Genomic DNA, 11547 nt, shown 5'->3' on the forward strand with positions numbered 1-11547 from the left:
TATCTTATTTAAATCCAATTGTTTCCATTGTGATTTTATGTTAAAATAATATTACAAAATACATCTGTTTTTCTTCAGAAACGGGTGAAATTCCCTATCGGCGGTAAAAGCCCGCGAGCCTTATGGCATAATTTGGTCAGATTCCAAAGCCGACAGTAAAATCTGGATGGTAGAAGAAAATAGTATATGAGTACCTTTATGTAATTTTACATGAGTAATCTATACAACTCCTTCAACTACCGTATTTATTCATGAAATTAAACACATTCGAGGTACCTAAGATGTAGGTGCTTTTTTGTTGTTTATTTTATAACTATTCTGTACTTATAAAATCTATTATATAAAAGATTGGAGTGTTATCATGAAACAAAAATGGATAGTATTAATTATAATCTGTATTGGTGTATTTATGTCTACTCTTGATGGAAGTATACTAAATATTGCAAATCCTACAATTGCTACTGACTTTAAAATTAATATGTCACAGATTCAGTGGGTTGTAACAGCTTATATGCTTGTCGTTACAGCAACTATGTTATTTTTTGGAAAACTCGGTGATAAAGTAGGTTCAAATCGTCTATACACATTAGGATTTTTTGTATTCACAATAGGTTCTTTTCTGTGTAGTATATCACACAACTTATCTACATTAATTTCTTCAAGAATATTTCAAGCAGTTGGGGCAAGTATTTTAATGGCAACTGGACTTGGTATAGTTTCTAATGCATTTCCAGCAAATGAAAAAGGAAAGGCTATAGGAATCACTGGCGCTGTAGTTGGTATAGGAAATATGAGTGGTCCTGTAATTGGAGGTATACTTTTAGAACATTTTGGATGGCCTTCTATTTTTATTATCAATATACCTATTGGTATCGTAGCAGTTTTTCTTGGAATTAAATTTCTTCCTAGACCTACTTTAGATGAACAAAATAAGAGCTTTGATATTCCAGGTCTTCTGCTATTTGCAACTTGTACTACACTTATATTACTTGCGATGAATGGAAAAGGAAACACAAGATTGTATCTAGGTATAACATCACTTATCATCTTCTTATTATTGGCATTAAGAGAAGTAAAATTTGAACAGAGCTTTATTGATTTACCTTTATTTAAAAATAGAAATTTCACTGTAGGCAATATTATTGGAATAGCTTGTTACTTCCCTCAAATGGCAGTATCTTTCCTACTTCCATTTTATTTAGAACAATTAAAAAATCTATCTCCTATGATGGCTGGTTCTGTAATGACTGTCCATCCACTTATTATGGTACTTATAGCACCTATTGCAGGTTCTCTTTCTGATAAACATGGTGCAAAGAATATTCTAACAACATCTTTTTCATTTATGACTATTTCACTCGTTGGAATGGCACTTTTAAAAGCAGATTCACCATTATATCTTTTAATTGTATGTTTAGTTATTTTTGGACTAGGACTAGGTGCTTTTAGTTCACCAAACAATAGTAGCATTCTTGCAGATGTTCCTCCTCAGAAACAAGGATATGGAGGTAGCTTTCTTGCAACGGTTCGTAATTTATCATTTGCTCTTGGAACAGCATTTTTTAGTAGCTTCTTTGCACAAAGCCTTACATATAATCAAAACTTCAAAAGCCATACAGCAGCCTATGTTATAGCTAGTAATCAATCTTATTGGATTGCTGCAGCAGTATGCTTTATAGGACTTATACTAACTATTTTCTTTATGAGAAAAACAGAGAAATCTATTTCTTAGATAAAATTTATTTCTGATTTCATCAGTGACTAAATTTTTAAATATACCAATTTATATCAAACCTTGCAGTTTTTTTAATTTATAACAATAAATTGCTAATATCTATTGTTTATAAACAACAAGGATGCCAAAAAATATCCATTAGAACTATTTTGAGGCATCCTATATTTTATTTTGATATTAATATAGTTATAACTAATCTACTGTTATCTCATATCCATGTTGATTATATTGATTTACAATTTCTTCCCATAGTTCTTCAACACCAGTCTTTTTTAATGAGGAAACAGGGATTACTTTTTCGCTACTTTCCATTTGCAATTTTTTTCTTATTATGCTTATATGTTTTTGATATTGTCCTCTAGATATTTTATCTGCCTTAGTTGCAATAATCACACAGTTATATCCGAAGTGTTTTATCCATTCATACATAAGCTTATCATCTGATGTAGGCTCATGTCTAATATCTACAAGTAGAAATATAGAACATAATTCTTGTCTACTTTCTAGATATCTTTCCATTATGCCTCCCCATTTTTCTTTTTCAGACTTAGCTATCTTTGCATATCCATAACCTGGAAGGTCCACAAAATAAAATTCATTATTTATTAGATAAAAGTTTATAGTTCTAGTTTTTCCTGGTGTTTGACTAGTTCTAGCAAAGTTTCTTCTATTAAGCAATGTATTTATTATTGATGATTTCCCAACATTTGACCTACCAGCTAATGCTATCTCTGGAATACCTTCTGCTGGATACTGTGATTTATTCACAGCACTCATAGTTATCTCTGAACTTCTAATTTTCATTCTTCTCACCACTCTTTAACAAAGCTTGTTCTAATACTTCATCCATATGTTCTACAAGTACAAACTCCATTTTTTCTTTTACATTTTCTGGTATCTCATCTAAATCAGCTTCACATTCTTTAGGAATTAATACTTTTGTTATACCAGCTCTATGAGCTGCTAATAATTTTTCTTTAACTCCTCCTACAGCTAATACTCTACCTCTTAAAGTTATCTCTCCTGTCATAGCTATATTGCCTGGAACAGGTCTTTTAGTAAGTGCTGAAATTACTGCAAGAGCCATAGTTATACCAGCTGATGGTCCATCTTTTGGAACAGCACCTTCTGGAATGTGTATATGAATATCATTTGTCTTATAAAAATCTGGGTCTATATCAAACTTGTCCACTATTGACCTTATATAAGATATACCTGTCTTAGCAGATTCCTTCATAACATCTCCTAGCTTCCCAGTCAATACAATTTCGCCTTTACCTTTAAGTACATTTACTTCTACTTCAAGTGTAACTCCACCAACTGCTGTCCATGCAAGACCATTTACTAATCCTATTTGAGGATTAACTTCTGCAAGTTGATACTTAAACATGTCTTTTCCAAGATATGTCTCTAAGTCAGACTTATTTACAATAACTTCTTCAAGAGTTGGGTCTTCAACATATTTTTTTGCAACTTTTCTACAAATTTTACCAATAGTTCTTTCTAGTGTTCTTACACCTGCTTCTCTTGTATAATGATTTATTATACTTCTTAAAGTCTCATCATCCATTTTTATGAAGTTTTCTTTTAAAGCATGCTCTTTAATTTGTTTTGGAAGTAAATATTTTTTTGCTATATTTAATTTTTCCTCTTCTATATATCCAGATACTTCTATTATTTCCATTCTATCTAATAATGGTCTTGGTATATTACCTAGACTGTTTGCTGTTGTAACAAATAGTATTTTTGATAAATCAAAAGGTATTTCTAAGTAGTGGTCTACAAAATCCTTATTTTGCTCTGGGTCTAATACTTCTAGCATTGCTGAAGCTGGGTCACCTTTATAATCTGCTGCCATTTTATCTATCTCATCAAATAAAAATACAGGATTTTTTGTTTGTGCTTCTTTTACTCCATTGATTATTCTTCCTGGAATTGAACCTACATAAGTTCTTCTATGACCTCTTATTTCTGCTTCATCTCTAACTCCACCTAAAGATATTCTTACAAACTTTCTATTCAACGCTCTAGCTATTGATTTTACTATAGATGTCTTTCCTGTTCCTGGAGGACCAACTAGACATATTATAGGACCTTTAAGTGATTTAGCAAGTGTTCTTATAGCTAAGTATTCTAGTATTCTTTCTTTTACTTTCTCTAATCCATAATGGTCTTCATCTAGTATAGCATTTGCCTTATTTATATCCAGCTTATCTTTTGTTTCCTTATTCCATGGCAATGAAAATATAGTATCCAAGTAGTTTCTACTTACAGATACATCTGGAGACATTGAAGATATCTTTGAAAATTTATCTATTTCTTTTTCTATTTTTTCCTTAGTTGTCTTAGGTGCTTTTATTTTTTTAAGCTTTTCTCTGTATTCATCAGCTTCAGAATTTATATCTTCTTCTTCACCTAATTCTTTTTGTATTGCTTTTAGTTGTTCTCTAAGGTAATATTCTTTTTGAACTTTATTCATCTGTTTTTTAACTCTTAAAGTTATCTTCTTCTCTATTTTTAGTATATCTATCTCTTCTAATAATATAGAATAAATAAGCTCAAGTCTTTTCTTAATATCAAATTCTTCTAATATTTCTTGTTTTTGGCTTGACTTTAGATATATATTGGCAGCTATTGTATCTATAAATCTATCAACATCTTCTATATCAGCCAAAGATATTAATATTTCTGGTGATACTCTGTTTCCGATATTTATATACTCTTCAAAGGCATCAAATACATTTCTTACAAATGCTTCAATTTCAACTTCTGTCTCACTATCTAAATTGTCACTATCAAAGACTATTTCTTCTATTACTGCTTTGAAATACCCTTCTTCTTGTTCTATTTGTTTTACCCTACCTCTTGATACACCTTCAACCAAAACACGAACTGTATCTCCTGGTAATTTTATCATTTGTTTAACTTTACAAATTGTCCCTACATGATAAAAATCGTCTTCTCCTGGCTCATCAACGTCAGCTTCTTTTTGAGATGTTAAAAATATAAGTTCTTCCTCCATCATAGCTTGGTCTAAAGCTTTAAGAGATATCTCTCTTCCTATATCAAAATTTAATATCATATATGGAAATATTGCTAATCCTCTTAAAGGAATTAGCGGTAATTCATGATCTATTTTAGTATAATTTTGTTCCATCAACATTACTCCTTTTCTAGTCTAATTATTTTGATTTTAATATTATATATTCGAACAAGTTAATTTTCAACATTAATGATAAATTCTTAGCATATTATATTACTATTTTATTATGATATAATATTAATGTTAGTATACTTAGATGTTATTTATCTTTTGGAGGTTTCTATTATGTTGAAATTGTTTTTAACTTTTTTAAAAATCGGTGCGTTTACGTTTGGTGGTGGATACGCTATGGTTCCTCTTATACAAGATGAACTTGTAAACAAACAAAAGCTTTTAGAGCAGGAAGAATTTATTGATTTTCTATCCATAGCTCAAAGTTACCCTGGAGTACTGGCAGTTAATATATCTGTATTATTAGGATATAAACTTTATGGTATACCAGGAGTTCTTATATGTACCTTAGGCTCTGCTTTACCATCATTTTGTATAGTATTAGTCTTATCATATCTATATTTTAAAAATTCATCATCTAAAATTTTAGATGGATTTTTTAAAGGAGTTGCCCCTGTCGTAATAGCTCTTATATTGTATTCTTTTACGAGCATGTTTAAGAAACTGCCAAAGTCTAGAACTAACATACTACTATTAATTATAGCAGTTTTATCTGTTGGTGTATTCAATATAAGCCCTATTTATTTAATAATTGGAGGAGGTGTATATAGTCTATGTCAGAAATAACACTACTCTTTTTAATATTCCTTAAAATAGGAGCCTTTAGTTTTGGTGGTGGATATGCCATGCTGCCATTTATTCAACAAGAATTTATATCTAAATACCACCTAATAACTAATCAAGAATTCTTGGATTTACTTGCTATATCACAATCTACACCAGGCCCTGTAGCAATAAATAGTGCTACATTTGTAGGGTTTAAGACTGCAGGTTTTTTTGGTTCTCTGTCTGCAACTATTGGTGTAACGATTTTTGCATTAGTAGGTCTAACTATTATATCAAAGTTATTTTCTAAGTTCAAAAATAATAAAAAAGTAGAAAACTTATTGATGGTTCTTAGACCAATTACTTTAGGATTCATATTATCGGCAGCTTTTTCATCTGCCAAAGAAGTTAATTGGGACTTATATGGAATAATTGCATTTATAGTATCCTTTTACCTTTTATATAAAGGAAAAATTGGTTCTATTGCAATTGTATTCGTCTTTGGTGTTCTAGGTATATTACTCTCATTTTTATAATGTAATATCTAGTTTTATATTAAGCATATTAACATAAAAAAAGGAGCCTTTAAAGCTCCTTTTCATCATCTTATGCACTTTCCTCTTGATCCTTAAGTACTATGATAGGATTTACTGAGTCTTCGTTCACAGATTTCTCTGTTACTATAACCTTCTTTATATTATCTCTAGATGGTACCTCAAACATAGTCTCCATCATTACGCTTTCAACTATACTTCTAAGCCCTCTAGCTCCTGTATTTCTTTCTATAGCTTTTTTAGCTATTGCACGAAGAGCACCTTCTTCAAATTCTAGTTCAACATCATCCAACTCCAATAGTTTTTTATACTGTTTTACTAGAGCATTTTTAGGTTCCTGTAATATCTGCATCAATGCATCTTCATCCAGTAATTCTAAAGTAGCTAAAACTGGTATTCTTCCTATAAATTCAGGTATTATACCATATTTTAATAAATCCTCTGGAAGTACTTTTTCATATAGCTTTCCTAAATCTAATTCTTTCTTACTTTCTATCTTAGCTCCAAAACCTAGTGTTTTATCTCCACCACGTTTTTGGATTATTTTTTCTAATCCATCAAAAGCTCCACCTAGTATAAACAATACATTAGTAGTATCTATCTTTAGGAATTCTTGATGAGGATGTTTTCTTCCTCCTTGTGGTGGAACATTTGCAACAGTACCCTCTAATATTTTTAGAAGGGCTTGTTGAACACCTTCACCACTTACATCTCTAGTTATAGATGGATTTTCAGATTTTCTTGCAATTTTGTCTATCTCATCTATATATATTATACCTCTTTCAGCTTTTTCTATATCAAAATCAGCAGCTTGAATAAGTTTTAGAAGTATGTTTTCAACGTCTTCTCCAACATATCCAGCTTCAGTTAATGATGTAGCATCAGCCATTGCAAAAGGTACATTAAGAGTTCTTGCTAGAGTTTGAGCAAGTAATGTCTTTCCAGAACCAGTAGGTCCTAGTAAAAGTATATTACTCTTTTGAATTTCTATATCCTTGTTACTAGATTTTTTACTGTATATTCTCTTGTAATGATTATAAACTGCAACTGATAAAGCTTTTTTAGCTTTTTCTTGACCTATTACATAATCATTTAGAATCTCCATCATTTCCTTTGGCTTTGGTAATGATGTAGTATCTTCATCTATAGTATCTTCTATTTCTTCTTGAATAATTTCGTCACAAAGTTCAACACACTCGTCACAAATATATACATTTGGACCTGCAATTAATCTTCTTACTTGATCTTGATTTTTACCGCAGAATGAACACTTTAATTGTCGTTTTTCTTCATATTTAGACATATTAACACCTCTCTCTATCTACGGTCTCTTTGTAAATACTTCATCTATTAAACCATATTCTTTGGCTTCTATTGCACTCATGAAGTTATCACGTTCAGTATCCATTTTTATTTTCTCTAATGGCTGACCAGTTCTTTCAGATAATATCTCATTTAGAGTTTCTTTTATTTTTAAAATTCTTTTTGCATGAATTTCTATATCTGTCGCTTGACCTTGAGCTCCACCTAATGGTTGATGTATCATTATTTCACTATTTGGTAGTGCTAGTCTTTTTCCTTTTGCTCCTGCTGCCAACAAGAATGCTCCCATAGAAGCAGCCATACCTATACATATAGTGCTTACATCTGGTTTGATGTATTGCATAGTATCATATATAGCCATTCCAGAAGTTATACTTCCTCCTGGAGAATTTATATATAAATGTATATCTTTGTCTGGGTCTTCAGCTTCTAAAAATAATAGCTGTGCTACTATAAGCCCTGCTGTGGCATCGTTAACTTGATCTCCTAAGAAGATTATTCTGTCTTTTAATAGTCTAGAAAAAATATCATAAGATCTTTCTCCTCTTCCTGTTTGTTCAACAACTACAGGTACTAATGCCATGGTTTCATACCCCCTTTATTCTATATAATTTACAGTAGCTTTTTTTAAGCTACTGTAAATTATTATACGCATTTAACTAAATTATATTTGCACATCATTATATACTAAACATTCTATAACGTCAACTATATTAGTTAGCGTTTATTTTATTAAGCTATTGTTGCATTCTCAACTAATAAATCTATTGTTTTTCTTATCTTTATTTGTCCTTTTATATCTTCTTTATCAGCATCTCTTAAAGAAGCTTCTATTTTGTCTATTTCCATATTGTAAGCAGAAGCCATTTTTTCTAACTCAGCTTTAAATTCTTCTTCTGTTGCTTCAATTCCTTCAGCTTTAGTTATTGCTTCTAATACTAGAGAAGATTTAACTAATTTTTTAGCATCTTCTTTTCTTTCTTCTCTTAATTCTTCCATAGTTCTACCAGTCATCTCTAATAATTGTTGTAATCCAAATCCTTGATATTGTAATTGGTAGTTAAGTTCATTTAACATATTATCTATTTGATGTTGTACCATAACTTCTGGTATTTCTATTTCTGTATTTTCAGCAACTTTTTCTACTACTGAATTTCTAGTTTCTGCATCTGCTCTATTTTTAGCTTCTTCTTCTAATTTAGCTCTTACATCTGCTTTTAATTCATCTAAAGTGTCAAATTCGCTAGTATCTTTAGCAAATTCATCATCTAATGCAGATAATTCTTTTACTTTTACATCATTTATTTTCACATTAAATACAACTGGTTTTCCAGCTAAATCTTGTGAGTGGTATTCTTCTGGGAAAGTAACATTAACTTCTACTTCTTCACCAGCTTTTTTACCTACTAATTGTTCTTCAAATCCTGGTATAAATGTGTTTGAACCTATAACTAAGTTATAATTTTCACCTTTACCACCTTCAAAAGCCACACCATTTTCAAAACCTTCAAAGTCTATTATAGCTGTGTCTCCATCTTCTAAAGCCTTATCTTCTACACTTACTAATCTAGCATTTTTTTCAACCATTTCTTGTAGTTTAGCTTCAACATTTTCGTCACTTACAGTATTCTCAACCTTAGCTATTTCTATACCCTTGTAGTTTCCTAATTCAAACTCTGGTTTAACTTCTACATTAAGAACCATAACTAATCCATTATCTTTGCTTATTTCCTCTATATCTAAATCTGGATTGTCTATTGGGTCTATATCTAATTCCTTGATAGCTTCTGGATAAACTTCTGGGAATAATATTTCTATAGCATCATTATAGAATATGCCTTTTCCGTATTGAGTCTCTATAACAATTCTTGGAGCTTTACCTTTTCTAAATCCAGGTATATTGTATTTATTTCTGCTTTTATTATAAGCCTTATTTACTGCTGCTTCAAATTTATTGTTATCTACTGTTATTTTTAAAGTAACTTTATTACCCTCTTTTTTAATTAGTTCTGCTTTCATCCTTCTAATCCTCCTAGTGATATTTATGTAATACCCGATAATGGTATCATAATTCATTCTATTTATAATTCAACCACTTAATTATATCACATAAGTTTTTTTATTTACAAGTGTTCCATTAATATCGTTGCACTTATTTGATAAAATTTAATTTTTTGAGTGTTTTTTGCCGTTTTTTTGGATAAATACACCCTTATATACGTATTTCTTCAATATTTATGTCATCATCTTCTATGTCCATAATAACAAAACTTTTATACGATACTCCTCTTGGAAGTGAAGTACTTCCAGGATTTATGTAAAGCACATTATCTTTAATTTCTCTAAACGGAGTATGGGTATGACCAAATATAACTATATCAGCTCCAACTTCACTTGCCTTGTTTTCTAACATCTGTGTTCCGTATTTTACACCATACTTATCTCCATGGCATAAAAATATAGTTTTATTTGCTACTTCAAAGACAACTTCTTCCTCAACAGCATCAAAGTCACAATTACCTTTAACTGCAATGATTCCCACATTAGTCATGCTGTAAATATATCTTGAGTCTGTAAAATTGTCTCCTGCATGAATTATTAGGTCACATTCTTTCAAATATGGTATTGCTTTTTCCATATTTTTAATTATCATATGTGTGTCACTTACTATACCTATCTTCATTACTTCACTACCCTTTTTATAAACTCTTGTTTCATAAGTTTTAGTGCATTTGCTCTGTGGCTGATTGAATTTTTTATAACACTAGGTATCTCACCAAAGGTTTTATTATATCCTTTTACTATAAATAAGCTATCATATCCAAAGCCATTTTTACCCTTTTCTTCAAAACCTATTGTTCCTTCACAGATTCCTCTTACTACAAACTCTTTTCCATCTGGGAAAACTACTGCTATTGCAGAGACGAATCTTGCATTTCTTTTACTAATTGGTATATTTTGCATAGATTTTAATAGCTTTTCTCTATTTTCTTCATCTGTTGCATGTTCTCCTGCATATCTAGCTGAATAAACACCAGGTTTTTTGCCTAAAGCATCTACTTCTAAACCTGAATCGTCTGATATTGCTATAAGTTTAGTTTTTTTAGCTATTGTTCTAGCTTTTATTAATGCATTATGCTCAAATGTTTTTCCATCCTCAACTATTTCTATACCTGCTAGGTCAACATCTTTTAAAGAATACACTGTATATTCAAAGTCTTTTAAGATTTCACCTATTTCTTCTAGCTTATGAGCATTATTAGTAGCAATTACTACTTCATTACCATACTCCATACCTAATATCTCATCTGCTATTTCACCTAAAGCTTCTCTTTGAAACCTTATTAATTCTTTATTCCCTTTTTCTCCTAACTCTAACAATAAATTTAAATCTTTTCTCGAAAAAGGTTTCTCTTCTCCAGTCCCCTGTACTTCTACAAACTCACACTTATCAGTCATTATTATATTCATATCTACCTGTGCTTTAGAATCTTCTTCATAACATAAATCCAACATATGTGTTTCATTTACTATTCCAACACTGATTGCAGATACAAAATTTGTTATTGGCATTTCTTTTATTGTCTTTGCTTTATATAATTTGTATATTGCTTCTGCAACTGCCACAAATGCACCTGTTATAGAAGCTGTTCTAGTTCCTCCATCAGCTTGTATAACATCGCAATCTACCCAAATAGTTCTTTCACCTAATTTATTCAAATCTACAACAGACCTTATTGCTCTTCCTATCAATCTCTGTATCTCTTGTGTTCTTCCGTCGATTTTCCCCCTAGATGCATCCCTTATCTTTCTTTGTTGTGTTGCTCTTGGCAACATAGAATATTCAGCATTTATCCATCCAGTACCACTATTTCTCAAAAAAGGAGGTACTTTCTCTTCTACTGATGCAGTACATATAACCTTTGTCTCTCCCATTTCTATAAGAACAGAGCCTTCTGCATACTTTGTATAATTTCTGCTTATCTTTACAGGTCTTATCTGGTCATTACTTCTATCATAACTTCTGGTCATTTTTAATATCCTTTCTTATATTTTTTATATTTTATAAAGTTATTTTTTATAATTTTTAATTTAATCAAATATTATATTGTTTT

The 11547-nt window shown here is 30.6% G+C and carries 10 protein-coding genes and 1 riboswitch; of the genes, 3 read left to right on the plus strand and 7 right to left on the minus strand.

The genetic code is table 11. The features are described from left to right. Window positions 1-66 precede the first annotated feature (66 nt). A riboswitch (FMN riboswitch) is annotated at window positions 67-182 on the plus strand. 179 nt (window positions 183-361) lie between these two features. Beyond that, window positions 362-1732, plus strand: a complete 1371-nt coding sequence (locus tag KGF38_RS03470) for an MFS transporter (protein WP_074179280.1) — start codon at window positions 362-364, stop codon at window positions 1730-1732. Window positions 1733-1927: 195 nt separating this feature from the next. On the opposite strand, the gene yihA is transcribed toward KGF38_RS03470, so the two are convergent. Both yihA and lon read right to left on the minus strand, forming a co-directional pair. Then, entirely contained in the window at window positions 1928-2539 is a 612-nt protein-coding gene (gene yihA / locus KGF38_RS03475) for a ribosome biogenesis GTP-binding protein YihA/YsxC (RefSeq protein ID WP_074179279.1), read from the minus strand. Further along, window positions 2529-4892, minus strand: a complete 2364-nt coding sequence (lon, locus tag KGF38_RS03480) for an endopeptidase La (protein ID WP_074179278.1) — start codon at window positions 4890-4892, stop codon at window positions 2529-2531. The genes yihA and lon overlap by 11 nt, the downstream gene beginning before the upstream one ends. A gap of 171 nt (window positions 4893-5063) precedes the next feature. Between lon and KGF38_RS03485 the strand changes: the two genes are divergently transcribed. Together KGF38_RS03485 and KGF38_RS03490 are read left to right on the plus strand one after the other, a co-directional pair. After that, window positions 5064-5576: a chromate transporter gene (locus KGF38_RS03485; RefSeq protein ID WP_021386213.1), complete on the plus strand. Its 513-nt coding sequence runs from the start codon at window positions 5064-5066 to the stop codon at window positions 5574-5576. Beyond that, on the plus strand, window positions 5564-6091 hold the full coding sequence (locus tag KGF38_RS03490; protein WP_054271742.1) for a chromate transporter: 528 nt from the start codon (window positions 5564-5566) through the stop codon (window positions 6089-6091). Before KGF38_RS03485 ends, KGF38_RS03490 begins: the two co-directional genes overlap by 13 nt. Before the next feature lie 70 nt (window positions 6092-6161). On the opposite strand, the gene clpX is transcribed toward KGF38_RS03490, so the two are convergent. From clpX to rph, 5 genes are all read right to left on the minus strand, one after another. Next, window positions 6162-7412, minus strand: coding sequence for an ATP-dependent Clp protease ATP-binding subunit ClpX (gene clpX / locus KGF38_RS03495; RefSeq protein ID WP_054271743.1), 1251 nt, complete (start codon window positions 7410-7412; stop codon window positions 6162-6164). Between the two features lie 18 nt (window positions 7413-7430). After that, complete coding sequence (gene clpP, locus KGF38_RS03500; protein ID WP_021386274.1) at window positions 7431-8015, minus strand: ATP-dependent Clp endopeptidase proteolytic subunit ClpP; 585 nt, start codon at window positions 8013-8015, stop codon at window positions 7431-7433. Between the two features lie 149 nt (window positions 8016-8164). Beyond that, entirely contained in the window at window positions 8165-9451 is a 1287-nt protein-coding gene (tig, locus tag KGF38_RS03505; RefSeq protein WP_054277661.1) for a trigger factor, read from the minus strand. 193 nt (window positions 9452-9644) lie between these two features. Further along, on the minus strand, window positions 9645-10115 hold the full coding sequence (locus KGF38_RS03510; protein WP_074179277.1) for a metallophosphoesterase family protein: 471 nt from the start codon (window positions 10113-10115) through the stop codon (window positions 9645-9647). Continuing rightward, on the minus strand, window positions 10115-11464 hold the full coding sequence (gene rph, locus KGF38_RS03515; RefSeq protein ID WP_054271746.1) for a ribonuclease PH: 1350 nt from the start codon (window positions 11462-11464) through the stop codon (window positions 10115-10117). The genes KGF38_RS03510 and rph overlap by 1 nt, the downstream gene beginning before the upstream one ends. Window positions 11465-11547: the final 83 nt, after the last annotated feature.

This window comes from Clostridioides sp. ZZV14-6387 (assembly GCF_020657835.1).
Lineage (GTDB): Bacteria > Bacillota > Clostridia > Peptostreptococcales > Peptostreptococcaceae > Clostridioides > Clostridioides difficile_A.

What these genes read in the sequence shown, in the direction of transcription:
- yihA (WP_074179279.1), bottom strand. Translation starts at nt 2,539, where the DNA reads ATGAAAATTAGAAGTTCAGAGATAACTATGAGTGCTGTGAATAAATCA.
- rph (WP_054271746.1), bottom strand. Translation starts at nt 11,464, where the DNA reads ATGACCAGAAGTTATGATAGAAGTAATGACCAGATAAGACCTGTAAAG.
- KGF38_RS03485 (WP_021386213.1), top strand. Translation starts at nt 5,064, where the DNA reads ATGTTGAAATTGTTTTTAACTTTTTTAAAAATCGGTGCGTTTACGTTT.
- KGF38_RS03510 (WP_074179277.1), bottom strand. Translation starts at nt 10,115, where the DNA reads ATGAAGATAGGTATAGTAAGTGACACACATATGATAATTAAAAATATG.
- KGF38_RS03470 (WP_074179280.1), top strand. Translation starts at nt 362, where the DNA reads ATGAAACAAAAATGGATAGTATTAATTATAATCTGTATTGGTGTATTT.
- clpX (WP_054271743.1), bottom strand. Translation starts at nt 7,412, where the DNA reads ATGTCTAAATATGAAGAAAAACGACAATTAAAGTGTTCATTCTGCGGT.
- lon (WP_074179278.1), bottom strand. Translation starts at nt 4,892, where the DNA reads ATGGAACAAAATTATACTAAAATAGATCATGAATTACCGCTAATTCCT.
- KGF38_RS03490 (WP_054271742.1), top strand. Translation starts at nt 5,564, where the DNA reads ATGTCAGAAATAACACTACTCTTTTTAATATTCCTTAAAATAGGAGCC.
- tig (WP_054277661.1), bottom strand. Translation starts at nt 9,451, where the DNA reads ATGAAAGCAGAACTAATTAAAAAAGAGGGTAATAAAGTTACTTTAAAA.
- clpP (WP_021386274.1), bottom strand. Translation starts at nt 8,015, where the DNA reads ATGGCATTAGTACCTGTAGTTGTTGAACAAACAGGAAGAGGAGAAAGA.